At 41.1% G+C, this 24,146-nt stretch carries 26 protein-coding genes; 10 read left to right on the forward strand and 16 right to left on the reverse strand.

All coding sequences use genetic code 11. The features are described from left to right. Positions 1 to 241 precede the first annotated feature (241 nt). Entirely contained in the window at positions 242 to 676 is a 435-nt protein-coding gene (locus tag IE339_RS12210; protein WP_242167842.1) for a GNAT family N-acetyltransferase, read from the forward strand. 29 nt (positions 677 to 705) lie between these two features. On the opposite strand, the gene IE339_RS12215 is transcribed toward IE339_RS12210, so the two are convergent. Continuing rightward, positions 706 to 2,670 carry a methyl-accepting chemotaxis protein gene (locus tag IE339_RS12215; RefSeq protein ID WP_242167845.1) on the reverse strand — a complete coding sequence of 655 codons (1,965 nt, stop codon included), beginning with the start codon at positions 2,668 to 2,670 and terminating at the stop codon, positions 706 to 708. 157 nt (positions 2,671 to 2,827) lie between these two features. On the opposite strand from IE339_RS12215, the gene IE339_RS12220 reads away from it, so the two are divergent. Next, positions 2,828 to 3,496 carry an alpha/beta family hydrolase gene (locus IE339_RS12220; RefSeq protein ID WP_242176180.1) on the forward strand — a complete coding sequence of 223 codons (669 nt, stop codon included), beginning with the start codon at positions 2,828 to 2,830 and terminating at the stop codon, positions 3,494 to 3,496. Between the two features lie 30 nt (positions 3,497 to 3,526). Here IE339_RS12220 and IE339_RS12225 read toward each other — a convergent pair whose 3' ends face one another. From IE339_RS12225 to IE339_RS12235, 4 genes are all read right to left on the reverse strand, one after another. Beyond that, complete coding sequence (locus IE339_RS12225) at positions 3,527 to 4,393, reverse strand: YitT family protein (protein WP_053402371.1); 867 nt, start codon at positions 4,391 to 4,393, stop codon at positions 3,527 to 3,529. A gap of 314 nt (positions 4,394 to 4,707) precedes the next feature. Further along, the gene (locus IE339_RS24690; RefSeq protein WP_277933908.1) at positions 4,708 to 4,830 is read right to left on the reverse strand and encodes a hypothetical protein; all 123 of its coding nucleotides are present in this window, start codon (positions 4,828 to 4,830) and stop codon (positions 4,708 to 4,710) included. Positions 4,831 to 5,146: 316 nt separating this feature from the next. After that, a complete protein-coding gene (locus tag IE339_RS12230; RefSeq protein ID WP_397428615.1) occupies positions 5,147 to 5,782 on the reverse strand; it encodes a YcnI family copper-binding membrane protein in 636 nt (211 codons plus the stop codon). A 12-nt stretch (positions 5,783 to 5,794) separates the two neighbouring features. Then, entirely contained in the window at positions 5,795 to 7,468 is a 1,674-nt protein-coding gene (locus IE339_RS12235; protein WP_242167847.1) for a copper resistance CopC/CopD family protein, read from the reverse strand. Positions 7,469 to 7,823: 355 nt separating this feature from the next. Here IE339_RS12235 and IE339_RS12240 point away from each other — a divergent pair, with 355 nt between their 5' ends. The 5 genes from IE339_RS12240 (at position 7,824) to IE339_RS12260 (ending at position 12,327) form a co-directional block, all read left to right on the forward strand. Beyond that, entirely contained in the window at positions 7,824 to 9,167 is a 1,344-nt protein-coding gene (locus IE339_RS12240; RefSeq protein ID WP_242167849.1) for a copper amine oxidase, read from the forward strand. Between the two features lie 103 nt (positions 9,168 to 9,270). Next, positions 9,271 to 10,539 (forward strand): TolB-like translocation protein, encoded by a 1,269-nt coding sequence (locus tag IE339_RS12245; RefSeq protein ID WP_242167851.1) that lies wholly within the window; start codon positions 9,271 to 9,273, stop codon positions 10,537 to 10,539. After that, positions 10,536 to 10,928 carry a hypothetical protein gene (locus IE339_RS12250; protein ID WP_242167853.1) on the forward strand — a complete coding sequence of 131 codons (393 nt, stop codon included), beginning with the start codon at positions 10,536 to 10,538 and terminating at the stop codon, positions 10,926 to 10,928. The genes IE339_RS12245 and IE339_RS12250 overlap by 4 nt, the downstream gene beginning before the upstream one ends. Positions 10,929 to 10,944: 16 nt before the next feature. Continuing rightward, positions 10,945 to 11,853 carry a phosphotransferase gene (locus IE339_RS12255; protein ID WP_242167855.1) on the forward strand — a complete coding sequence of 303 codons (909 nt, stop codon included), beginning with the start codon at positions 10,945 to 10,947 and terminating at the stop codon, positions 11,851 to 11,853. A 156-nt stretch (positions 11,854 to 12,009) separates the two neighbouring features. Then, the gene (locus IE339_RS12260; protein WP_242167857.1) at positions 12,010 to 12,327 is read left to right on the forward strand and encodes an ArsR/SmtB family transcription factor; all 318 of its coding nucleotides are present in this window, start codon (positions 12,010 to 12,012) and stop codon (positions 12,325 to 12,327) included. A gap of 163 nt (positions 12,328 to 12,490) precedes the next feature. Here the strand turns inward: IE339_RS12260 and IE339_RS12265 are convergent, their stop codons facing one another. The 6 genes from IE339_RS12265 to IE339_RS12290 all read right to left on the reverse strand — a co-directional run bounded on the left by IE339_RS12265 (position 12,491) and on the right by IE339_RS12290 (position 17,993). Continuing rightward, a complete protein-coding gene (locus tag IE339_RS12265; RefSeq protein WP_242176182.1) occupies positions 12,491 to 13,849 on the reverse strand; it encodes a nucleoside recognition domain-containing protein in 1,359 nt (452 codons plus the stop codon). Positions 13,850 to 13,865: 16 nt separating this feature from the next. Then, entirely contained in the window at positions 13,866 to 14,618 is a 753-nt protein-coding gene (locus IE339_RS12270) for a FeoB small GTPase domain-containing protein (protein ID WP_242167859.1), read from the reverse strand. Beyond that, the gene (locus IE339_RS12275) at positions 14,608 to 14,862 is read right to left on the reverse strand and encodes a FeoA family protein (RefSeq protein ID WP_242167861.1); all 255 of its coding nucleotides are present in this window, start codon (positions 14,860 to 14,862) and stop codon (positions 14,608 to 14,610) included. Before IE339_RS12275 ends, IE339_RS12270 begins: the two co-directional genes overlap by 11 nt. 310 nt (positions 14,863 to 15,172) lie before the next feature. Continuing rightward, positions 15,173 to 15,859 (reverse strand): class I SAM-dependent methyltransferase, encoded by a 687-nt coding sequence (locus tag IE339_RS12280; RefSeq protein ID WP_242176183.1) that lies wholly within the window; start codon positions 15,857 to 15,859, stop codon positions 15,173 to 15,175. A 144-nt stretch (positions 15,860 to 16,003) separates the two neighbouring features. Further along, positions 16,004 to 16,984 (reverse strand): class F sortase, encoded by a 981-nt coding sequence (locus IE339_RS12285; RefSeq protein WP_242167863.1) that lies wholly within the window; start codon positions 16,982 to 16,984, stop codon positions 16,004 to 16,006. A gap of 550 nt (positions 16,985 to 17,534) precedes the next feature. After that, on the reverse strand, positions 17,535 to 17,993 hold the full coding sequence (locus IE339_RS12290) for a DinB family protein (RefSeq protein WP_242167865.1): 459 nt from the start codon (positions 17,991 to 17,993) through the stop codon (positions 17,535 to 17,537). A 121-nt stretch (positions 17,994 to 18,114) separates the two neighbouring features. On the opposite strand from IE339_RS12290, the gene IE339_RS12295 reads away from it, so the two are divergent. After that, positions 18,115 to 19,476, forward strand: a complete 1,362-nt coding sequence (locus IE339_RS12295; RefSeq protein ID WP_242167867.1) for a hemolysin family protein — start codon at positions 18,115 to 18,117, stop codon at positions 19,474 to 19,476. A 35-nt stretch (positions 19,477 to 19,511) separates the two neighbouring features. Here IE339_RS12295 and IE339_RS12300 read toward each other — a convergent pair whose 3' ends face one another. The 5 genes from IE339_RS12300 to IE339_RS12320 all read right to left on the reverse strand — a co-directional run bounded on the left by IE339_RS12300 (position 19,512) and on the right by IE339_RS12320 (position 23,000). Further along, complete coding sequence (locus IE339_RS12300) at positions 19,512 to 19,673, reverse strand: hypothetical protein (protein ID WP_242167869.1); 162 nt, start codon at positions 19,671 to 19,673, stop codon at positions 19,512 to 19,514. A 2-nt stretch (positions 19,674 to 19,675) separates the two neighbouring features. Continuing rightward, on the reverse strand, positions 19,676 to 19,822 hold the full coding sequence (locus IE339_RS12305; protein ID WP_242167871.1) for a hypothetical protein: 147 nt from the start codon (positions 19,820 to 19,822) through the stop codon (positions 19,676 to 19,678). Positions 19,823 to 19,907: 85 nt separating this feature from the next. Continuing rightward, positions 19,908 to 20,198, reverse strand: a complete 291-nt coding sequence (locus IE339_RS12310; RefSeq protein WP_277933972.1) for a TIGR04104 family putative zinc finger protein — start codon at positions 20,196 to 20,198, stop codon at positions 19,908 to 19,910. A 138-nt stretch (positions 20,199 to 20,336) separates the two neighbouring features. Then, a complete protein-coding gene (locus IE339_RS12315; protein ID WP_242167876.1) occupies positions 20,337 to 21,569 on the reverse strand; it encodes an MFS transporter in 1,233 nt (410 codons plus the stop codon). A 129-nt stretch (positions 21,570 to 21,698) separates the two neighbouring features. Beyond that, the gene (locus IE339_RS12320; RefSeq protein ID WP_285846678.1) at positions 21,699 to 23,000 is read right to left on the reverse strand and encodes an MFS transporter; all 1,302 of its coding nucleotides are present in this window, start codon (positions 22,998 to 23,000) and stop codon (positions 21,699 to 21,701) included. Between the two features lie 288 nt (positions 23,001 to 23,288). Here IE339_RS12320 and IE339_RS12325 point away from each other — a divergent pair, with 288 nt between their 5' ends. After that, complete coding sequence (locus IE339_RS12325; RefSeq protein ID WP_242167878.1) at positions 23,289 to 23,849, forward strand: acyl-CoA thioesterase; 561 nt, start codon at positions 23,289 to 23,291, stop codon at positions 23,847 to 23,849. Between the two features lie 98 nt (positions 23,850 to 23,947). Next, on the forward strand, positions 23,948 to 24,121 hold the full coding sequence (locus tag IE339_RS12330) for a hypothetical protein (RefSeq protein WP_157052763.1): 174 nt from the start codon (positions 23,948 to 23,950) through the stop codon (positions 24,119 to 24,121). The last annotated feature ends 25 nt before the right edge of the window (positions 24,122 to 24,146 follow it).

Here is a 24,146-nt window from a genome sequence, read left to right on the forward strand (position 1 = left end):
TCTCTTGACGTTTACTAATCTGATACGCAGCATAAAAAATAAGAATTGTCATCACTACACATCCAACTAATAAAAGAAATGATTTCATGATTGATCCTCCTTATTTCCATCATAGCGCTCATTTTATTGGCTTTTTATAGGTAATTCTTATGACATTATTATAATTTTATAAGCTAAATATTTCTATAAATAGCTATTTTTAATATAATAGACGAATACATACAAAAAAAGGAGCGTCAGGATGATTATTAACATTCCACTCTATCAATTACGAAACTATCCCTCTTTCTTTGAGCTTCATGAGCTACTTTTCGGTCCTACTTATAGTGGACAGCTGTTGTATCAATTGGAGGAAAAAAAGAACGTACAAATTTTAGCTTTTAAAGAAAAGGAGCGTATCGTTGCTTATAAGCTTGGCTATGAAGTAAATAAACATACGTTTTATAGCTGGTTAGGTGGCGTACATCCTGCTCATCGCCGAAAAGGTATTGCGTCTTCCTTAATGAGCTATCAGCATGACTACTGTCGAGGTGCTGGATATACGAGGATTACAACCAAAACGACAAATAAATGGCGAGATATGCTGATTTTAAATCTACAGCATGGCTTTCAAATTGTAGGTACATATGTGGATCATGAAAAAGAAATCAAAATTATGCTTGAAAAAACGATTTAACTCCTTGGCTAAATCGTTTTTTTCTGCATCTATAGCTTAAATCGCGTAAGAAGCGAGTTAAATTCGTCAGCAAGCTCGACAAGGGCCTTCACACTAGCTGCTATTTCTTCAATGGAGGCCAATTGCTCTTGTGAGACAGACGCGGTCTTCTGACTGAAGGAAATACCTTTTTCCGAAATTTCCTGTACAACGTCCAACTCATGAATAATTTCGTTATTTAAAAGAAGGAGGCTTTGAATCGACGTGGACATGTCTTCAACGCTTTGTTTCGTTTGAACCGAAAAATCTTGAATCGTTGTTAAGCTATGTGAAGCGTTATTAGACAACACAATCGCATCATCTAATACTTGTTGACCTTCTCTCATAAATTCAACAGCACGCTTCGTGTCAGCCTGAACACGTTGAATGACAGATTCAATTTTTCTCGTCGAATCCTTTGTTTCTTCCGCTAGTTTTCGTACTTCCCCTGCCACTACTGCAAATCCTTTTCCGTGAGCGCCTGCCCTCGCTGCTTCAATTGCTGCGTTTAGGGCCAAAAGGTTGGTTTGCTCAGAGATTGTTGAAATGAACGTTACGATGCTCCCAATTTCCTTCGACTGATTTCCCAATCGTTCAAGCGTTTCGTGTACCTTTTCAAAGGAATCTGACGTATGCTTGATCTGGTTCTTTACGTTGTCTAAAGCCTGTTTCCCCTCAAGAGTCATGAATTGAGTTTGCTGAGATACGCGTCGTGATTCCTCACACTCTTCGCTAAAATTCATTAGACGATCGGCCATTTTTTTAATCTTTTCAAAAAGACTAGTTGTGCGCGCTTGCTGATGATTCACCCCTTCAGATGATTGCTGTGACAAAGAAACGACCTTTTCAGATCCATCTGTTAACTGATCGGCACTTGCTGACAGCTCAACGCTAAAAGAAGCTACCTTGCTAGATGAATCTTGAATCGTAGTAATCATATCGCGAAGGTGATGAATCGTTTGGTTAAAAGCGCCTGCTAATTTCCCGATCTCATCTTTTTCCTTAACATGAAGCTCCTCAACGGACAAATCACCATTTCCTAGTTGCTGTAGCGAGAGTGTCAATGTTTTAATTGGGCGAGTAACGAAAGTCGACAAATAAAAGCTCGTCACAAGCGTGATGATTAGTGAGACTGTGAGTATGATCCCAATTAGCATAAAAAGCTTTGCTTGTACGTTATAAATGCCTGAAACATCCTTATCCACACGCAATACACCAATGACTCGTTCATGAGAAGGATCGTATAAAGGCGTATAGACGAAAAGCACTTTGTTTTCCTGCTTTTCTACTCGCTTTCCACGCTGTACAGTTTGGTAAATGGATGAAGGTAGACGTTTACCGATCCGCTCGCCTTTTATAGAGGACTGTATGAGCTCATCGTTAGCAAAAAAGGAAACACGACTTTCTGTGGTCGTATAAATGTGCTGAAGTAGCGTATTGCTGAGCGCTAATCCGAGCTGCAGCGTTCCGATAACTTTTTCACCTGATGTAATTGGAATAAATGCACGATTGGCTAATCCACTGCTTCCAAACTCCAATCCTTCTACCGTGTTTCCTGTTAAAGCTGCTTCAATTGAAGGGTTATCCCTTTTGCTGTCACCAAATTTTTTTGGTTCATGAGCTCGGAAGAACACCTTGCCGTCCACATCGCCATATTCCAATATAGCAAGGCCATATTTTTTGTGCAGGTTGCGAAAGACCGGGTCGAGCACTTTTGCTAATTTCTTTCGATCTTGCTGCTTGAACGCCTGCTGGATACTAGGATCTCGCTGCAAAAATTCAGCTATTAACAGGAGTTCCTCTCCATCTTTTCGTATAATGGACGTCACCCCTTTATTCGCTTTTACTGCTTCTTGGTGCACAGAGTTCTGCAAATTGGCTATTGAATTTTGATACATAAAAAAGGAGCTAACCATCAAAGGTACGATGGATAAAATAAGAAAATAAACCATAAGCTTTACACGAAGCGATTTCACTTCACCATTCCCCCGTCAACAACTAGATGTAAGATGTATCATAGTCTATGAAAAATCTGGCGCAATGGTTTGTCTTATTTCTCCTTACAGACAGGAAATTTTATGAAAATTGGAAATTCATGATAAACTGTAAATACGATTGGAGGAAGAAAACATGGTGCACGTTTCTAAAAAGGAAATTCATTTGAAGAATCGAGTCGTTCGCTACACTCATACAGAAGTAGGATCTCAAACCGTCTGCTTTATGTTTGCAGGTGCAGGCTATAAATATGATAGTCCGCTGTTTTATTACGCAAGAATGATGATGCTTCGAAATGACATTGACATTGTGCGTATTGATTATACATACGATGCCCAAACGCTACGAAAGACCAACGAAGAATTAACGGACATTATGATGGCTGATATCGATCCTGTTATAGCAGAAGTGTTGAAAAGCGGTTCCTACAAGGAAACCATTTTTTTAGGGAAATCGATTGGAACACTCCCAATTGCAAACGTTTTAATGAAGAGAGAAGAATTTGCTACATCTAAAATGATTTTATTTACGCCGCTTTTACGGGCTAAGTCCCTCTTCCAATCACTGCTAGCCAGCTCCCATCAAGGGTTACTAGTTATTGGCGACCAAGACCATCACTATAGTGCGGGGCAGATCCAACAGCTTCAGCATTTACATTTTAAAATTGAAGTGATTAGAAACGCCGATCACTCCTTAGATGTCGGCGACTATGATGCCCGACAATCCATTTTGTTTTTAGCAAATGTCATGGAGAAGCTTCAGCAAACCATTCGTTCAACAGGTCTTTCTCAAACATTTATTCATTAAAAAACGAGGGCCCAGGAGGCTCCTCGTTTTTTAATGAATCGCTTTTTTCTTAAACCGACCACCGCGCACTTCCGCAATATCCCCTAATGCTAAGAAAGCTTGAGGATCGATTTCTTCTACAATGGTCTTTAATTCGGCTTCTTCAAGGCGTGTAATTACGGTAAAGATCACGCGCTTATCTTCGCTTTTATAGCCGCCCTCACCGTTTAAGTATGTAACACCTCGTCCAAGACGCTGCAACAACGCTTCGCCGATCTCTTGCTCATGGTCACTAATAATCCACGCAGAGCGCGACTGTTCAAGACCTTCTACGACGACATCAATCATCTTAAAGGCAATAAAGTAAGCCATTAAAGAATACATCGCGTTATTCCAGCCAAAAACAAAGCCTGCGCTTCCAAGAATAAAGACGTTAATGAACATCACAATTTGTCCAACGGATAAGCTTGATTTACTGCTGATCAGAATGGCAAGTATTTCTGTTCCGTCTAGAGCTCCTCCGTTACGGATGACAAGTCCAACGCCAATCCCGAGCAAAATACCACCGAATACAGTAGCGAGTAATAAATCTGATGTGAACACTTGCCATGGAGTGAAAATAGCGGTGAAGATCGATAATACTAAAATGCCGTATAAGGCTGAGATCGTAAATGTTTTACCAAGCTGCTTGTACCCGAGGATAATGAAGGGTACGTTAAGGACGAAGATAAAGAGTCCTAACTTCCACCCCGTTAAGTGCGCGAGGATAATGGAAACACCCGTCACGCCTCCGTCAATAACGCCGTTTGGAACAAGAAACAGTTCTAGGGCAACAGCCATTAAGATGGCGCCAAGAGTAATAAAAATAAAGCGCTTTAGTATGGCCTTTTTTGATAATTTCCGATGCTTTTTGGTCAAAAAATCTCCTCCTCATGATGTATGGTGTGCTTAAAAGGTAAAAATTATCGCTGATGCCACATGAGAAAATTTTGTCCAAAGAAGACAAAAGTAGGTAAAATCCGGAGTGATAAGAGGGGTCTTTAATTCTTATAGTGGTAAAGCGGATTTTGTAGCAACACAATAATTACTTGCTTGGGGAAACGCAAGCGTGAACATTACCCTAATACTAGTATATCGAAATGGCTTGTTATAGGGAAATAATACGCTCATCTGTATGAATATTGAAATAACGTACGCACAAAAAAACAGAGCCCCTAACGTTCGGGCTCTGTTTATTCTTCTCTCTTTCGAACTAAATTTTGCTCGTTTTTTCGTTTAGAGTAGCCAAATGCCGCTACTGATACCCATCCTAAAATTCCGACTCCGACGATCAAAAGATCCCAGCTCATGTTCATTTCGTATTTCCTCCTTATTGTTGTTTAACTGCCACGTTGATCAGCATAATACCCTTCCATATCCATAACGATCTTTTTTCTATTATTATTTATATTCTAGATGTTTTTCTCTATCCCTTTTTTAGACGGTTATTTTTTCAGAAAATATAAAATTTTTAAATAAGTTAGCGGACTGCTCACGATCATTTTTCAAAATGGAATGTTATTTAACTATACCCCCTATTATATGCTCTCAAACATGCAGCCGTTCGTTGTTTACATACGAAGAAAAGAAGCGCTCGTACAGTTACGAGCGCTTCTTTTCTGTCTTGCTTCTTTATTTTTTACGACGTAATGATGCAATCAGTGCCACAACTGCTAATACAAGACCGACAATTGAAAGCGTAAGCGGAAGCTTCGAATCATCATCATGATCATCTTCTGCCTCATCGCTTTTTACTTGTCCGTGGCTATCCATTGCACCACCACCGTGGCTGTGACCAGATGTCGTTGATTTCACAATATCCGTCATCGAGTGCGGTGAATCACTATCCTCATCACCTGTCCACTCTACGATGCTACCATCTTTATAATATTGATACGCATCCCATGCTACATCTCCCGCTTTATCAGGATTCTTTGCAACAAACGTAAAGCGCTGGAATTGACCCGCTTGAATGCCTTCTCCTTCTGTACTCCACGTCACCGTTGTGCCTTTACCGCTTTTATCCACTTTGGTTGTCCATCCAGGCACTGTTTCGTATTGTTCAAATTCTACGCCTGCTGGCATTTTCACCGCTACTTTTGTTGTTGGAACATCTTTTTCTACCGGTACTTTAATCGTATATGTTTCCCACGCCCCAGTAGATGATTCTGCTGGTAAAACCGTTACGTGGGCACTTGCCGTGTTAGCAAAAAATAGCATGCTCGCTGCTGCAGAAGCTGCGACAACATATTGTTTCATTTTTTTCATGTTAAAAACTCCTTATCGATTTAAGTTGGTAGAGAAATACGCATCATATTCGTCTAACGATTTTGTTAAGACGTGAACTTGAATTTTCCATCTGCCTTTTTGGTTTAAATACAAGTTATTCGTTTCATATACGCCTTCTGAAACCTCTGGAACTTGGAACGTACTTTTACGTCCGTCTTTAAATAATCCTTGCTGCGATATCGTGATTGTCACCTGCTCAATATCTTTGAGCGCGCGTCCACGCTGGTCGTAGATTGTCACTTCAAACGTATTTGGACCTGGTCGTTTCGGACTGATATTAAGGTTTAAGTATTCTTTATTATCAATCAGAATGGCTGTGTCATTGAACGATTGCGGTGCTGCACCCTGTGGCGTCGGTAAGTTTGTGAAGACAGCCGTAAATGCAAAGATGGCGAGTCCAATCAGAAGCTCCACGCGTACCGCCCATTTCAAGCCTTTATTCGGGAAGTATTTTACGCGAATAAAGTGAATCATACCGAGGATGCCCATTAGTACGAATCCGCCGACTTTAATTAAAAGCGCTCGTCCGTATGTCGTTCTAATTAAGGTTTGAATATCGGTAATGAAAAGCGTCGCATTGAAAATTCCCGTTAGCATCAACGTACCGACTGCAATCCAACCCCAAATTGAAAAGCGATTTAAGCTCTGCCAATAGAGATCTCGGGACTCTTCATCCTTTTTAAACATTCCTTCATGCAACAAGAAGACGATCGCTAAAATGCCCCCTACCCATATAGAGGCAGATAATAGATGAAGAAAATCCGTTCCCACACCAAATTCTTTATATGGAGAACTTGAAGGATGACCAATAAATGCTTTTGAAAGCATCATTCCTACAATTAAGGCGAGTGAAAAACTGGCCTTAATGCGTGAAAATTGCTCTTTGTTTCGCATCAGCCACCATGTGCTTACAAATAACAGAAGGAGAATGACAATTTGAATCATCCAGACCGTTCCTTCTTTTGTGTACTGTAGCGTTTTAGATAACAACTCTAAATCAAATGCCTTACTCCAGGAAACCCCTGCATTTAACTTTGTTTGAATAGGTAAAAATGCTAGGATCGCAATAGTAAGAAGAGATAAACCGATCCACAGAAGATTTTTCGTCCGCTTGTTAATGATCGTATGTGGTTTTTCTGGACGATACCAAAACATCCGAAACAGTAATACGCCTATGATGATGGAAAAGCTACTGTACAAAAACCAGCGATCTGTAATATTTTCTACTTTTAAGGCACTACTTGTTCCGTTTGACTGTTGAAACGAACTCGGGATCTCCTTTGACGTTTTTCCAACTAAAAACGGAATGTTCCCTGAAACGGAATGACCGTCTGCAGAAACAACGCGCCATTCAAGAGAATACACATCGTCTTTAAGCTTCTGTTCGACCTTTGCTTGAATCATCGAACGGTCTTTTGATTTTATTTCTGCTTTTTCTAATTTCACTCGTTTCCCATTCGAATCGACAATACTAAGTGAGTTAAAGCCGTTTTGTAGCTCTTCGTTGAACTTTATCTTAACTTCTGTTGGTGACTGCTTCAGCCGCTCATTCTCAGAAGGATTTGATTCTTGAATGTATGCGTGGGCATACGCTCTCAACGGTGTGAACATGACGAGTAATAAGATAAAAACAAGTAAACTTTTGATGGTTTTGCTAGCATGCATAGCAAAAACCCCCCTCTCTCTCTTTCTAAAACTCCTCTGAGAGTATTGGTAACATTATGTACATATTCAGAAACCTTCATTCCACAAACAACGGTGAAAAATGCACTCTTCGTAACAGATAGTACGCCATAATTTTGGTAATAACAAGTAGTAGTACTTGAAAAAATGTGAAAGAAAGTTGAACTTTGTGATTTTTTGTGACTTGAAAATTGCTCTTAAATATAGGAAGAAACGTGATAGCAAAAAGTTTTTTATCTTTTTTTTATTTTATTTATGATCCATTTCGACATAGGCTCCGTTTAGTGAGTAAGAAAAGCAAAACAGCTTAAAAAAAATACTAAGGAGTGTATGACAAATGAAAGCAAAAAAATTATTAATTCCCGTATTAGGAGCTTCACTATTATTCCCAACAGTAGCAGGTGCCGCTGAACAAAAACCAACGGTGAATACCCCAGCAGCAGATTTACGTGCAACGCTTGATCAACTCTTATCCGAACATTACGTATTGGCTGTTGAATCATTAACTAAAATGTATGATGGTGCAAAAGATGCAGACGAAACGTATAAAAAATTGGATCAAAACGCAGTGGATATGGAGCCAGCTATTGCCTCTGTTTACGGAAAAGAAGGTGCTGCTGAATTTGAACGAATCTTCAGAGCACACAACGAATATACAGATGATCTTGTAAAAGCAACGAAGGAAAATGACGCGCAAGGAAAAGCAATGGTAGACAAGGAAATTGAGCAGTTCGTTCAAGAGTTTTCTAAATTCCTAGCAACGGCAACGGAAGGCAAGCTTCCACAGCAAGCAGCAGAAGACGCACTACGTCTGCATGAGCAACAGGTAAAAGAAGCATTTGACGACTACGTAAAAGGCGACTACAAAGGCTCTTACGAAGCATTCCGCGAAGGATTCAAGCATATGTACACGATTAGTAAAGTACTATCAACAGCCATCACAACACAGATGCCTGAAAAGTTTAATAACACAAAAGCAGACGCACCTGCAGCCGATCTTCGCTCAACGCTTAACAGCTTAGCATCTGAGCACTTTGCTTTAGCGGTTATGGGTATGCAAAAAGGATTCGAATCAGCAAAAGACTATGATTATGTCACATGGGCTGAAAATGCCAACACAGCAGACTTCAAAGCAGCAATGAAATCGATTTATGGTCAAGCTGGTGCGGATCAGTTCGAAAAAATTTGGCAAACGAATCATATTAACGCACAAGCAGAAATTGCAAGTGCAGCAGCTGAAGGAAACAAGGATGCGATGATGCAAGCAGAGAATAAGCTATCTAAAACATTCGCAACCGACTTCGGTAATTTCTTAGGAGCGGCAACAGAAAACAACCTTCCAGCGAAAGATGCAACGGCTGCTTTAATGAAGCATGAGCAAACGGTCATTGACACATTTGATCAATACATGAACGGAAGCTATGCAGATGAGTTAAACACGTACCGCGAAGGCTATCAAATTATGTTTGGTGTTGGTCAAGCATTAGGTAATGCTATCGTTACGCAAATGCCTGAAAAATTTGCTTCCACAAATATGCCAACTCAAATGCCTAAAACAGGTATGGGTGGCGCTAGTGAAACAACCAATTCTTCTTCAATGACGATGTGGATGTCATTTGGTGCACTTGCCCTAGCTGGTGTAGCGTTCTTTGCACAGCGTGCTCGTAAAGCACAACAATAATCTTCAATCCCCCTGATCTTCTTACGTTCAGGGGGATTTTTATGTTATAGGTTCCTATCAAGTGCGACATCCTAAAAAGGAAAACGTTACTGAGGATGTCATTATGTATAAAAAGATTATTTATTGTGCTTTTTTATTGTTCTTTCTCCTTCCCTCTTCTAAGAGCTACGGAGTAACTGAATTAAAGGCTGTTTTTACGCGACAAGGCTTTTTATGGATCGCAAACGGTTCACAAGAAAAAAAAGTGACGACAAAAAAAGCTATCTTCACCAATCATCCACAGTGGTCGCGGGATGGTCGTTTAATTGTCTATGAAAAAGAAGGGAACGACATTAAGCCCGATCAGTCCAAGACAAATGAAATTTGGGTCTATGATACGGTACGTAATACGCATAAGTTGATTGCTCGTGATGGTCGTCATCCTGTCTGGTCTCCTCACGGTCATTCCGTTGCTTACGTAGAGGGGAATGCTCTTCAAGTATCCGATCTGAGTCGATTTCGCACGGTTTCAGTTGGAGTAGATGATTTTATTTGGACACCTGATGGAAACGGATTTATCGTTTCAGCTGGTGCAGATCTTCATCCTGATGGATGGACAAATCCCATTCTTTATAAAGTAGCGCTCACAGCACCTAGCACACCTTATTCTCAAGAAGCGACACCCTTTTTTACAATTCCAAAGGAGCTCACAAAGGGAAAAGCAACCATTATGTCCATTAACGCTGGAGACTTCTCCTTCTCACCCGATGGAAAATGGCTGTCTTTCACGGTAAGCCCTACTGCCTCTTGGTCTATGGACAGTGACATGCTTTGTGTTCTATCCGTCGATGGAAAGCAGTTTAGCGTACTTGATGAAGTCATCTTGCACCTGGATACCGCAAAATGGGCGCCAAACCAGTCAACTCTCGCTTATATTGCAGGAGGCGGACGAATTGTATTCGGGTTCAAAAACAAGCAACTGAACATAACGGAGATGCCCGTGTATCAAACGGTTCACATGACACCTCCTCATTATGCGGAGCTTGGTTTTTCTTGGATCACGGACTCTTCACTCGTCGTTTCCCGCGTAATAGAAAGCGAATGGAGCAATGACTACACGAAACGACCAAAAGCGTCTCTTTATTTGTTGAACACAAAAACAAATATGCAGCGTAAACTCACGTCTCCTACTGGATTTTTAGGTGATTATCAGCCTCTCTATGTGTCGTCAATCGACAAGCTTACGTGGCTTCGAGGCAAAGACTTCTGGGGATACGGGGACATCTGGACATCAGATCGTGATGGAAAAAACGCCTCTCGTTGGATTAAAAGCGTTGAAATGTATGGAATCTATAATCCCTCGGCATCACCAAAAGGAGAGCACGAAAGATGAAACTATTTTTGATTAGCGCCGTACTGATCGGTTCTCTATGGTGGAGTCCAAGTCATCATAAGTTTGAAAAGACTTTGAACGAACAGGTTCAAAAAGCTCCAGCAACGATTGACCTCACATCACTGGCAGAGTTTAAGTGGGACAAGGCGTATGTCTTTGGTCCCTACACCTCTAAAGAAGCGTTACATGCACAACTTGGGGTGAAATTTCCAGGGGTAATTAACATGGAGAGGCGTGATGACATGTATCTCTTTGTCTTTCTTTACAAGAAAAAAGTAATTGAATACGCACAGGTAAATCGGCGTGGCATCAATATCGCAATAGACCGAACGTATTTAACTCCACGTCATAGCTCATTCATGGTAACATCAGGTAGAATACAGCATTAATGAAAGGATGAGCACGATGAACGTTTGGGACGCTGAGTACGCTGTCTCTATTTATGAAGCTAAACGCTGCATTGAACAACAGTTTCCCAAGCTCTCTCCTGTCATAGTGGACGAGCTTGGAAAAGGCTTTGATAATACGGTGTATGTCGTGAACAATAGCTATGTGTTTCGATTTCCACGACGAGAGATTGCCGTGTCGCTTCTGCAAACAGAAAACACCCTACTACCTGCACTAGCACCACTGTTACCCATTTCAATCTCTTACCCTTTATTTTTCGGAAAGCCGACACAACAATACCCGTGGCCTTTTACAGGCTATCACTACATTCAAGGCGATCTCGTGTCCACTCTTTCAAAGGAAGAACGAATACTGTCGGCTTCGCTTTTGGGGGAGTTTTTACGCATCCTTCATGACTTTCCTGTACAAGAAGCAAGACGTCTTGGCGTATCAGATGATCAGCTCGCACGCCTCGACGTAGGAAAACGAAAACCGAAGCTACTTGAAAATCTCAAAAAAGCAAACGCCATTCTTCCACCAGCACAGTTCGTCGCGTTGGAACAGTGGGTGAAGCATGTCCAGCCGCTCACGATCCCTCAGACAAAAACGCTTTGTCACGGTGATCTTCACATTCGAAACATCGTCCTTGACGACACAAAAACAATTGGAGGGATTATCGACTGGGGAGATGTTCATATCGGTCACCCTGCCGTTGATTTATCGTTTGTGTACAGTTATTTTCCGTCAGAAGGCAGACAACAGTTTTTTCATACGTACGGAGAAGTTGATGATGATACCGTTACTCTCGCAAAATTTAAAGGTCTTTATACAACGATTATGCTTCTTTTGTACGCAGTTGATCAGCGAGATGAAACGCTAGTAGGAAGTTCGCTTAGCAGTATCGATCTATTATATGAATCGTTGTAACTAAGAAAAGTCACCTCTTCCATTCCATCCTATTATTTCCTCTTGAAATTGTAGGAAAGAAGATATAATTTTAAAATAATCATTGCAATCGTTTCACAATCTATCCATAACTCTTGTATAATAAGAGGAATTACATACGAAGGAGGAATAATTCCTATGGAACAAACATCTCTTATCTCTCCACCAGAAGACCAGCTTTTATTATATGAAAAACAGTTTAAAGCGCTAGCAGACCAAAAAAGACTGCAAATTCTATACTATATTGTTCAAAAGAATTCGATTTGTGTTTGTGATTTATGCGAAGTCATGGATATGCCTCAATCAAAGTTATCGTATCATTTAAAAATTTTACTTGATGCGAACTTAATTACCAAAGATGCAAAAGGTACGTGGAGTTATTATCAACTCAATGAAGCTCCGATCCACCAGCTACTTTCTCCGAAACTTTGCTCTCTCTTTCAAGTAAACCGGTAATTACCCTTCATTCTTCACTCAATAGCCCTTTATTGAACGACTTAGCGTCATTAATCTAGCCGTAATCTCACCAGACGATTACGGCTTATTTTATTGCCAATTTACGAGACTCCGTTAAGAACACACGAAAAAGAACGCATCATCTAAGATGCGCTCCGTTATGTTATAAAAGATTGAAGAAATAGACCGTCTGTGCGATTGCCCACGTCACGCCAATCGCAATAACCGTTGGGATCAAGAAGGAAAGAAACGTCCACGTTTTGCTTTTCGTTTCCTTATAAATATTCACAAGCGTCGTACCACATGGGAAATGAAGAAGTGAAAATAGCATCATATTAAGCGCCGTCAGCCATGTCCAGCCGTGATCTAAAAACAGCTGTTTAACCGATGATAGACTTTCCATTTCCGTTAGAGCTCCTGTAGACAGATAGCCCATCAGCAAAATTGGAACGACAATTTCGTTCGCCGGAAGTCCGATAATAAACGCCATTAAAATATAGCCATCTAATCCTAACGTTTGTGCAAACGGATCAAGGAAATGAACAATATGCATCAAAATACTCGTATCGTTAATGAACACATTTGCTAAAACCCACGTTAAAATCCCTGCTGGGGCCGCTACTTTGATGGCCCTCATTAAGACAGAAAGCGACTTGTTAAGGGAAGAGCGTAAAATCGTTTCCCGAATTTTCGGACGACGATAAGGCGGCAATTCTAGCGTGTAGTGGGTAGGAACTCCTTTAAGTGCCGTTTTCGATAAAGCCCATGAGACCGTTAGCGTCACAACGACCCCAAATAAGACCATTCCGATAATAACCCCTGCCGTGACAAACGTTTTTAATCCTCCTGTATAACCAGCAGCCATAAATAAAGAAGATAATAGAATGAGCGTTGGCCAACGTCCATTACAAGGAACAAAGTTGTTTGTTAAAATGGCTAACATGCGCTCCCTCGGTGATTCAATAATACGTGTGGACATAATGGCGGCTGCATTACAACCAAAGCCCATTGCCATCGTTAACGATTGCTTCCCGTGTGCACCTGCGCGTTTGAACAATCGATCCATATTAAAAGCTACTCGTGGCAAATATCCGTAGTTTTCGAGCAGCGCAAAAACTGGGAAGAAAATAGCCATCGGCGGAAGCATAACGCTCACAACCCACGATGTCCCCCGGTACAATCCGAGTACAAGCATACCATAGAGCCAATCTGGTGCATGAAGTGCCTGAAAGCCCTTTGTTAGATAACCTTCAATCCAGTTGAAGAAATCAGCAAGCAATGCTGAAGGAACATTTGCGCCTGCAATCGTTAAGTAAAAGACCATCCCAAGGAGCAACAGCATAATGGGAAATCCCCAAATTGGTGAGGTTAAAACCGCATCCAGCTTTTCTGTACGATCATTCTCCTTTTTATTTGTAAACGTAAGCGTCTGTTTGCAAAGATCTTGACTTGTTTGAAAAATACTTTGCACAATATGGTCTCTCACAGCAGGATGCGAGGCGTCCTTCGCTTTTTGTAGCAAGTCATTTAGCTGTTGCTCATGAATCGATCCCGTTGAATCCACTCGTCATCCCTCCTTGCGATAGCGTTGTCCTCTGCGTATCGGCGTGAAGTCCGATTCGCTTTTTCCACTCGGTGAGTAGAGAATCATCTCCGTCTAATAGTCGAACGGCCACCCAGCGGGAAGGTAGTGCATTTCCAATAATCTTTTTAACAATTGGCTCAAGCTCCGCAATTTTTGCCTCTGTTTCCTTCGAATAGGTCAATTGAAACGGAGTAGTCGGAAGCTCGTTTTTTACAACCCGATCAATCGTATCTAAAAGCTGTGATAGACCACGCTTGTTTCGAGCTGAAATTTTCACAACCGGTACACCAAGTTTATTCATGAGACGCTGCTCATTTACTTGGATGCCTTGTTTTTCCGCTTCATCAATTAAATTCACACAAACGATTACTTTTTCCGTCATCTCAAGCACCTGTAGAGCTAAATTCAAGTTACGCTCTAGCGCGGTCGCATCTACGACTACAATCGTGAGGTCAGGCTTTTCAAACACAATATAGTTTCTTGCTACCTCTTCATCCGTCGAATTGGAAAATAGCGAATACGTTCCTGGTAAATCAATCATTTTGTAAGTAACATGCTTATGGGAAAATTCTCCCTCCGCCATTCCAACGGTTTTACCTGCCCAATTTCCTGTGTGTTGCTTGAGCCCTGTTAATGTATTAAAAAGCGTACTTTTACCCGTATTCGGATTTCCAGCCAGCGCAATGGTGAATTGATTATTCGACATCGTCTATTCGCTCCCCTAGAATTTTTGAGCTTTCTTCTTTTCGCAATGCAATTGTCGTTTGACTTACTTTATAGGCAATAGGATCGCCGAGCGGACTCTTTCTAACGACTTGGACGACGGCTCCTGGCACAAATCCTAAGTCTAGCAGTCTGCGGCGCATGATCCCAGATAAATGAAGTTCTGTAATTCGAATGCGCTCACCCTTCAAGCCTTGACTTAGATTCATAATGTTATCTAGGCTCATCTTTTTTTCTCCTTGTCTATAAAATTGAATTTGGTTTATAATTTTTCCCTAATGCAACTTTTAATATTATAGTATGACCAGCCGTGATATTTGTCAATTCTTTTTCATCTACAGGATTCGCCGTTTCCTGAAAAAAAGAGAGAAACATCACCTTTATCATACCTATGCAAATGAAAGAAGCGATGGCACGAAAAATTGAGAAAAGTTCTCAAAAGGGCTTGATCGTCACATACTCATTTTTTAATCAATAAAAAAGCAGACCTTAGACTCATTCTAAGATCTGCTTTTATGTAATGTTCCGCACTGGCAATTAGAGAATGATTCTCAACATTGTCTGTGCTCCGCGTTGAAACTTATAGGATACTTCTTGCTCTTCAATCGCTCTTACCTCTGGAAGAAGGTCCTCCTTTAGCTGATCAACAAAGCGTGATCGTTTTCCACTTCGATTGCTGAGCGAGAAAAGTCTGATCTCCGACTTTGTTACTCGAATCAGTTCTTTTAATGATTGAAGATGAAACTGATAATCCAGACGATCGTCGTACGTAAACAGCAAATGTGCTGAAAGAGTTAAATCAAATTGCTTGTCTTCAAACGGTAAATGAGGCAGCTTCCCGTACAAATAGCGATAGGGATGAATTCTCATGTCTTGTATACAATCGTAAAACGCTTTGGTTCGCTCTTTTTTTAGGCCTTTAACATCTTGGAAATATGTCCAGTCATATTGTTCAGCCACGTCTCTCATTTTTTCCATCGTGTGATCAATATCTTCTAGTCCTTTTTTTGCGAGGATCTCTGTATCAAACTCGTAGGCCATATCACAAGCCATAGCCGTAGCTCCAAGCTTGTTTGCGTGGGCAGTAAATGAGCACGCCCCGCTTGCACAATCTAAGATCATTTTCCCTTGAAGATCTGTGCGTTTTAAATTAAACATGCTTGTATATTCCTGAAATGTTCGCCCGATGAATACAATTCGGTCAATTTCTAGCATTGCCCCCATATTTCTCAACTCCGCTCAGCTCCTCTGTTAAAAGACAAAATTTTTAGACAACTATAAGTATAGAGGTTTTTGCGTTGAAGAACAAGGGAGCGTTTTCCTATAAAAGCCCGTCCCCTGTTGAAAGAGAGGACGGGCTTTTGATTACTATTCTCCAGAAGCTTTCGCTGATGGCTTAGATTCATTTCCGTTTTCATCAATAGCGGTTACATAATACGTATGCTTTGATGCTTCTTCATCCAAGTACGTTTTCCGCTGATGAGCAGCAATGCTTGCCACCTGCTGAAAACCACCGTTTCCGTTGTCCCGATACACGCGGTAGCCAATCACGTCATCGCTTCGAACCGCATACCACGTCACAAACGAACCGCTTACCTTCACGTTTGTTGGTGCGTCAGGTAGCTTCACTTGTGTAGGAGGTGATGTCTGTGCTTTTTTAAGCTTCGTATAGACAACAAGGCGTTCCTGATGCGTTCCAACAGATCGATCAAACTTTCCGGTGCAGGTAATTAAATTCAAATAGGATTCGCTAGCAGGACCGAAAATCTTTTGAAGCGGCGCATCATCCCGCAAATAGCTTTCTTTGTCTTGCACGACAAACGTCAAATAGTTTTTGTACTTGTCGGTCAAGATGATCTCATCGCCTGCCTTTAGCTTTTTAAGATTAAAGAAGATGGCTGGACCTGTTTTGCTGTCTACATGTCCTGCAAGAACAGCGTTGCCTTTGCCACCTGGGCGAACTCCCGGCTCAAACCAACCGACGTTGTTCACCTTTTTCGGTACGTCCATCGCTCCACTTTCTAAGAGTCCTACCTTTTCGACGTCTGCATCAACATCAATCGCTGGAATTTGAATTCGCGCGGGAACAATCCCCTTTTCCTCAGCTTCTTTTTTTTCTTCTACTTTATTTACACGCTCCTGCTCTTTTTTTAAAAGCGTAAATTCCTTTTCAAGGCGATTCGTTGTTGAAGAGGCACTGCTTTCCTCCTCTGGAGATAGTGAGAGCGGTTTTTCAACCGTTTTCCCATGCTCTTCTGATGGTGTCTCGTTCATCGCAGCATAATTATACCCACCTACTAGCAGAATGCTAATAAGTCCTCCCGCAACAAAAAGTGAATTCCTTTTCATACCGTCTCCTCCTCCCTCTTTCTTGTCGTGTCATTTTTTTCTTACTACTTATAACGAATCAAACGAACAATTGGATCACCAAAAATTAAAATTAATTCATTTGTTTTATTTTTATCTCTCTACACATGACTTTTTATCTACCTTTTCATAACGGACACATAATTGATTGCTTTAACACCTGCAAGCTTCAAAGAATTTCACAATATACCGTGACTAACGAAAGATCAGATAAAAAAAGAATGGCTCTTCCGTTCAGTTTTAAATATTCAGATAGTTCTAAATATTCATTTTATTTTATCGAATTTTGTTGTATACTGTAACTACTTACAGAGAAAGGAGATGGAACATAAGAAAATCCACTAAAGAAAGGAAGTGAAAGGATTAGCTCAAATTGTTTAATCCCTATTCAAGCGTGAAGAAGGACACAATGTTAGTTGACCTAGTTAGGCCCTATGAGCGATTTTACCATTATGTTAATTACGATTCCCCTAAAACATAGATTAAGCTAGCTGCTTACTGCGCACAAACGCAATGTAAGCAGCCTTTTTGTTTATTCAAACAACGTAACATCTGTCTTCTGCTTCAACACGGTTAAATACGTATGAAGTTGTCCTCGGTGATGATAAAGGTGAGCAATGATTTCAATATACCACTCTGCTCGTGAATACGTCACGCCCCAATAGGAGGTGGTTTTCTTCTCGATGTCTTCTACATGCAAAATCTCTTTCTGAAATACCCGAAAGGAATGCTCTAATTCCCCTAGACACTCTTGTTTTGTCGTAACGTTGCAACGTTGATAGAAGTCGTTCATTTCCTCCACTGTTGCTTCTTTCATGATGTGCAGATCGGCTTCGCAAATAACGGCAATATGAGCGATCAATTCACCGAGCGAACGCTTGCCTTCATGGATTTTCTTGCTAAAAAGCTCTTCAGATACGCTCTCAATTAGTTGTTTGGTGGACCGTATCGCAATCTCTGCCTGATGACAAACCGCTGTTTTCCATTCCAATCCCCTTCATCTCCATCCATTTTTTTCATATTACCTCTAGTATACATGCTTCCCTCCCGTTTAGGAGACAATGAAAATAGAAATGCCAAACGAAAGGCGGTGACTCCGAAGCGGGACACGTATGGAACTATTGAACATCTTTTTAGTAATTGTCCTTATTGCGCTTACAGCTTTTTTCGTGGCGACTGAATTTGCGATTGTAAAAGTGCGTAAATCGCGAATTGACCAGCTTGTAGAGGAAGGCAGACGAAATTCAGTAGCAGCACGCCGAGTGGTAACCCACTTAGATGAATATTTATCAGCGTGTCAGCTCGGAATTACCATTACAGCGCTTGGACTTGGTTGGCTAGGAGAACCGACCGTCATGGCACTGCTAAAGCCTCTTTTTGCGAAGCTGGATTTAGCTCCGTCTCTTTCAAGTATTCTGTCGTTTATCATCGCCTTTGCCGTTATTACGTTTATTCATGTCGTAGTCGGAGAGCTTGCACCCAAAACACTTGCTATTCAAAAGTCAGAGGCAATCGTCCTGACGTTTGCAAAACCGATTATTTGGTTTTACAAAATTATGTTTCCGTTCATTTGGGCGCTAAATGGTTCTGCTCAAGCAATCGCTAAAATGTTCGGTCTTCATGCAGCGTCAGAAAGCGACGTCGCACACAGTGAAGAGGAGCTTCGCATTTTGCTCTCTGAAAGCCTTGAAAGCGGCGAAATTAATCCATCTGAATACCGCTATGTAAACAAAATTTTTGAATTTGATAACCGCGTAGCAAAAGAAATCATGGTACCACGCACTGAGATGGTGACTGCGACCAAAACAGATACGGTAAAAGAGTTTTTGCAAGTGGCAGGCATTGAAAAGTATACGCGTTATCCTGTCGATGAAGGTGACAAAGACCATATTATCGGCGTAATCAATATTAAAGAAATCTACAATGATGTGATTTTTAATGGCATTCATGGAAGCAACACGCTTGAAGATTATATTAAGCCCATTATTATGGTCATCGAGACTGTCCCTATTAATGAACTGCTCGTTAAAATGCAAACTGAGCAAATTCAAATGGCGATTTTAATGGATGAATATGGTGGTACCGCTGGACTCGTAACGGTTGAAGACATTGTAGAAGAAATCGTGGGCGAAATTCGCGACGAGTTTGATATGGATGAACGTCCATACCTGCAAAAAATTAAAGACGGCCATTATATTTTAGACGGAAAAACGCTCATCTCACAGGTCAATAATTTGTTTGACACGAATATCGAAGATGAAGACGTGGATACAATTGGTGGCTGGATTTTAACGCAGAACTTTGATGTCCAAAAAGGAGATATCATTCAAACCGACTATTATAATTTTAAGGTACTGGTTATACAGTCTCACCAAATCAAATACGTCGAGCTGAAAAAACGACGTGATCCTCCTCTAGAAACGGATGAAGAAAGCACAGAGCAAGAAGAGTGTGAAGAGAAGGATCATAACTAACCCCCATGCTAAACGTTGAAGCACGGGGGTTAGTTCTATCTCCACGCTCCCACTTCGCTCGGAGACTTGTACCAAGAAGGAACAACACTTGTGAAAAACTGATGATCCATTGCAATTTGGTCGACTCTCACCTTCATCGACGCCATTTGTTCTGGCACAAAGCGTTCTGACCAAACGATGGATGAAACCAGTTCCATCGCTACGTCGCCTCTTCTTCAATTTTAATCACATAACGTCTTCCATTTGGCTTTACCGCTTGATACTTTTTCTCCTGTGAATACCATCCTTTTAGAACGCGAAAATCCACACAATCCTTTAACCAGAGGAGGCTATCGAGTTGATTCATCCTTTTTTCTCCTTATAATCCAAACAAAAAAGACCGACATCTTTACAGAACGTCAGGCCTTCATCCACACTATTATAAAAGATCACTAATTGGCTACTTCTTCGTATTTCGCCGTAAAAAGTGATAAAACGAACATGATCATAAACGCGACGACAGCGGTAGAAACGATGTCAAATCCAAAATACATTTCTGAAAGTCTGCCGATAATAATAGGAACAGCTGTCACCATGAAGGGAATGAACCACAGCGAAGCTTCCGTTAGTGAAAACTGGCGCTGACACTCGTTACACTTAATGTCGCCTTCTTTATTTTTAAACATAGACTTTAAAATCTTTTTCCCAGAAAGTTTATTTTGACATGAACAACATTTTGTCATTAACACTGTGCTCTTCGTCTCCTTGTTTAAGAGTATAGTTATATATTATCACCTTTCCGAGAAAAAACGCTTCTTTCGTTCGAGGTTTCACAAAACTGTCAATTTTGTCGAATTTTTCTTCATTTTCAGTATGAATGCTTACTGCATGCCTCTTATCGCCACTCCGTATCGCCATAACCACGCACACAGAGCGATGATGAACATCCCTGCACAGGTCAGAAGAACAGTGAGACTGACAGATCCATTAAGTAAAAGTGAAACCACACCGTAGGATACTGGAATAAGTCCCATCGAAACCATCGTGTTTAAGCTCATCACGCGGCCAATTTTATCCTTTGGAACGTTTTGCTGCATTTGACTAATGACGATGATGTTAACACACGAAATACAGACTCCTATTAAAAACAGACTTACTATGCTGCACGTTAGCACCGTCCACTGACTGTAGAGGATCAAAAGTCCTCCCTCCATTCCAATCAGACCAATGACAGCGGCGCCCCGATGTTTTCGAATGTTAAAAATCCCTATGCCAATTGCCCCTGCCACCATGCCAAAAGCAAATGAACTTTGTAAAAGGCTTAAGATCAGAGACTTTCCCCCGTACACCTCTTCTCCGTAAAGGGGGATGCTAATCATAAGTGGGCCAACAAAGAAGAAATTCGTCACAATGAACGTTAACATGACTGTTTTTAAATACGCTGACTGCCTTACATAGCGCTGCCCTTCTAAAAGGGACGCAATAAATGTAGCACGAGTTGACAGGTGATCCTTTTGAATTGGCTCATTCACTGTATACATGAATAGAGCACCAACGGCGAGCATAAGTGCGATGCACATAAAGATAATGGGATACGATACGTGAGACAGTAAGAGAGAAGCAAGTACTGGACCAAGAACAGTTGATAACTGATTAGTGGTTTGAACGAATGCGTTCGCTGATTGTAGCTGATGTTGATTCAACACGCTCGGAAGCAACGCATCACGCGCTGGCCAAAAGAAGGCATCGAGTAAACCGAAAAGAAGCGCAAACAAACAAAGAAATGTGAAGTGAAGATATCCAAGGTGAAAAAAAACGGCCATGAGCACTAACAAACCAACTCTTGTAAGAAGGGACCATCCTACCATTACTTTCTTTTTATAACGATCTGCCATAACGCCCCCAAAAGCCATGAACACCACTCGCGGTAATGTAGTAGCCATCATAGCCAGTCCAAGTAAGCGCGGCATACGTAGGTAATGAACGATGTACCACTGTTCAATCAGCACGTACATCGAGATCGCTAAACTAGACAGACATCCTGCAAGCCAAATTTTTAGAAACGTGGTATTTGCAAAAAGTATGTGGGGTTTCTTACGTAGTTCCATTTGCATTTTTCATTCTCCTCATTGATTAGATTAACGTCTAATTAGATATATATCTAATATAATAACGAACAGAATGAATATTGACAATAAAAACCAAGCATTCATCCTCACATGCCGTAAGAATGAACGCTTTTGCTAGTTGTTACGTTTATCAATTTCCCCAATTTGTTTAATATCACCTAATACGTAAATGTAAAAGAATAAGCCAACTATTAGCACAGCCCCTGCTACTAAGAAACTCGATGTAAAGGAGCCTGTTTGATCGTACAAATAGCCTGTAAGTGCCGTAGCAATGATACCACCAAATAGGTTATTTGCTAGGTTTACAAGTGAGCTAAGCAGTGAAAGTGATCCAGACGGAGCAATTTCTGCAGAAATAGACCATCCAATCGGCGCTGTTGCTGATATGCCAGCTAACCCAATTGAGATAAAAATCATTCCCGCAATCACGTTATCCGTTATGATGGAACCTAAAAAGGCAAATCCGAGGCACAGTCCAATAACGATAATGGTCCGATAAACTTTTTGACTCGAAAATCCTTTTTTCAACAAGTAATCCACTAAAAATCCACCTACCAAAATGCCAGAAAAAGTGGCAATTAGCCAAGGGACGGCCGTCAATAAGCCGGACGACATAATATCCATGCCGTATTGCACCTTAAAAAACGTTGGTAGCCACGTTAGCAGTAGGTTAAAGGTATACCCATAACCGGTAAATCCAATCATCAATCCCCATACTTTGCGATTTGAAAACAACACTTTAAGCGCTTGAAAGAGCTTGTACTGCGGTTCGTCATCTGAGGATATATTATGTTCACGAATATACTCAAGCTCCTCCTCTGAAATGCGTTTATGATAATTCGGACGTTCATAGTACCACCAAAATAGCGCTGTAAATAACACATTAATAACGCCAATAACTAAAAACGCAACGCGCCAATCAAAGCGCGTGACGAGAATGGCCACAAGCGGTGCTCCAATCACATTAGAAAACTTTGCCGCTGAATCAAACAGCGCATTTGGCAAGCTACGTTCACTAGGTGGAAACCATAGCGAAGTTGCTTTAGAAGCTGCCGGAAATGCCGATGCGCTCATACCACCAATAAGAAAACGAATGATGTATAAAAGCAGCTTCCCTTGCAAAAAGGCCATCGTAAGAGTAAGCAGACTCCAAATAAGTAGCCCTACCCTCGTCACCCAGGCGACGCCAAACCGATCAAGCAAGCTCCCAGCAGGAATTTGCATCAATGTGTACGAATATGTATAAATTGAAAACACAATTCCCAGTTCAGTGGCATTTAGATGAAATGAATCCTGTATTGAAGGAGCCGCAACAGATACAGCAACGCGGTCAAAGTAATTCAGGATAATCATGCTGCTTAAAAGCGAAGAAATTAGCCATCTTGTACGTCCTGATCGTTTCACGAGTTGACTCATACAAAAACCCCTTTCTCCGATAGTGTACTCGTTTTTTCAAGATTGCATTCTGACTTGTACCACGGATTATACGAGGCTAAACAGAGAGAAATTCATTTCGTTCTTTTTTCTCTGAGAGGGTGACTTTTGAAGCACGCGTGATGTGTTGCATATACGTTCAAGATGGAGTTATCGTTTTATGAGGCATTGAAGGAGTTTCCGCATTCTGCGATCGATATGCTTGAGGAAATCCATTTTTTAAAAGAACACATTCAGCTGCTGTAAGAACATCCTAAACAGACCGCTTATTTGGACGGGCTTATAGAGGTCTTTTCCCGAATTGTCGAGCAGTTTACTCGACTGAATACGCAAGGAAGACTTGTATACAAAATCTTCATCAACAACCATCACTCAACTAAATGGACGGTGAAAAATATGAACCGAAACGACTTACGCTATAAAGATTTCCCCCTGCAGTCATACGACAAAATTCGATATTGTGATACGGACAGACAGGGTCATGTGAACAACGCATTATTTTCTACCTTTTTAGAAACGGGACGCACAGAGCTTTTATACGGTAAGGAACCCCTACATACAGAAGATTGTGCCTTTGTCATCGCTCATCAGCGAATTGATCTTCTCTCCGAAATCACGTGGCCTGGAACCGTTGAGATCGGAACCGCCGTCGTAAAAGTTGGCAACAGCTCCTTGACCCTTTTTCAGGGGCTCTTCCAAAACGAACTGCTTGTCGCACGTGCCGATACGGTTATTGTCCAAATGAATGAGAGCACGAGAAAATCTCAAGCACTTGCATCTGTTACAAAAGAAGAACTAACCAAATATTCGGCTTCTATTGAAAACGAATAGCGCTTCAATCTCTATTCACGAAGTTGTCCAAAAATGCTATAATAATTAAATTGTTTGTAATTTTCACACCAAAGAGCCGCACGAAGGAGTCAAAAGAAATGAAATGGCTAATTGTTTATGGACCGCTGCTAGAAATTATCGGCTATGCGCTCCTTTCTTATTTTTGGGTGGATAAAATGCGAGAAATTCGACCACTCATCATTCTACAGCTTGTGCTATACGTCGGGCTAATCACCCCGTTACTCATTTGGGGTTACTATTTAAAACATTAGAAAAGACCAAATCGTGGCCGATTTG

The organism is Priestia koreensis, assembly GCF_022646885.1.
Classification (GTDB): Bacteria; Bacillota; Bacilli; order Bacillales; family Bacillaceae_H; genus Bacillus_AG; species Bacillus_AG koreensis_A.

What these genes read in the sequence shown, in the direction of transcription:
- IE339_RS12210 (WP_242167842.1), top strand. Translation starts at nt 242, where the DNA reads ATGATTATTAACATTCCACTCTATCAATTACGAAACTATCCCTCTTTC.
- IE339_RS24690 (WP_277933908.1), bottom strand. Translation starts at nt 4,830, where the DNA reads ATGAACATGAGCTGGGATCTTTTGATCGTCGGAGTCGGAATTTTAGGA.
- IE339_RS12230 (WP_397428615.1), bottom strand. Translation starts at nt 5,782, where the DNA reads ATGAAAAAAATGAAACAATATGTTGTCGCAGCTTCTGCAGCAGCGAGC.
- IE339_RS12235 (WP_242167847.1), bottom strand. Translation starts at nt 7,468, where the DNA reads ATGCATGCTAGCAAAACCATCAAAAGTTTACTTGTTTTTATCTTATTA.
- IE339_RS12240 (WP_242167849.1), top strand. Translation starts at nt 7,824, where the DNA reads ATGAAAGCAAAAAAATTATTAATTCCCGTATTAGGAGCTTCACTATTA.
- IE339_RS12245 (WP_242167851.1), top strand. Translation starts at nt 9,271, where the DNA reads ATGTATAAAAAGATTATTTATTGTGCTTTTTTATTGTTCTTTCTCCTT.
- IE339_RS12250 (WP_242167853.1), top strand. Translation starts at nt 10,536, where the DNA reads ATGAAACTATTTTTGATTAGCGCCGTACTGATCGGTTCTCTATGGTGG.
- IE339_RS12255 (WP_242167855.1), top strand. Translation starts at nt 10,945, where the DNA reads ATGAACGTTTGGGACGCTGAGTACGCTGTCTCTATTTATGAAGCTAAA.
- IE339_RS12260 (WP_242167857.1), top strand. Translation starts at nt 12,010, where the DNA reads ATGGAACAAACATCTCTTATCTCTCCACCAGAAGACCAGCTTTTATTA.
- IE339_RS12270 (WP_242167859.1), bottom strand. Translation starts at nt 14,618, where the DNA reads ATGTCGAATAATCAATTCACCATTGCGCTGGCTGGAAATCCGAATACG.
- IE339_RS12275 (WP_242167861.1), bottom strand. Translation starts at nt 14,862, where the DNA reads ATGAGCCTAGATAACATTATGAATCTAAGTCAAGGCTTGAAGGGTGAG.
- IE339_RS12280 (WP_242176183.1), bottom strand. Translation starts at nt 15,859, where the DNA reads ATGGGGGCAATGCTAGAAATTGACCGAATTGTATTCATCGGGCGAACA.
- IE339_RS12285 (WP_242167863.1), bottom strand. Translation starts at nt 16,984, where the DNA reads ATGAAAAGGAATTCACTTTTTGTTGCGGGAGGACTTATTAGCATTCTG.
- IE339_RS12295 (WP_242167867.1), top strand. Translation starts at nt 18,115, where the DNA reads ATGGAACTATTGAACATCTTTTTAGTAATTGTCCTTATTGCGCTTACA.
- IE339_RS12300 (WP_242167869.1), bottom strand. Translation starts at nt 19,673, where the DNA reads ATGGAACTGGTTTCATCCATCGTTTGGTCAGAACGCTTTGTGCCAGAA.
- IE339_RS12305 (WP_242167871.1), bottom strand. Translation starts at nt 19,822, where the DNA reads ATGAATCAACTCGATAGCCTCCTCTGGTTAAAGGATTGTGTGGATTTT.
- IE339_RS12310 (WP_277933972.1), bottom strand. Translation starts at nt 20,198, where the DNA reads ATGACAAAATGTTGTTCATGTCAAAATAAACTTTCTGGGAAAAAGATT.
- IE339_RS12315 (WP_242167876.1), bottom strand. Translation starts at nt 21,569, where the DNA reads ATGCAAATGGAACTACGTAAGAAACCCCACATACTTTTTGCAAATACC.
- IE339_RS12320 (WP_285846678.1), bottom strand. Translation starts at nt 23,000, where the DNA reads ATGAGTCAACTCGTGAAACGATCAGGACGTACAAGATGGCTAATTTCT.
- IE339_RS12330 (WP_157052763.1), top strand. Translation starts at nt 23,948, where the DNA reads ATGAAATGGCTAATTGTTTATGGACCGCTGCTAGAAATTATCGGCTAT.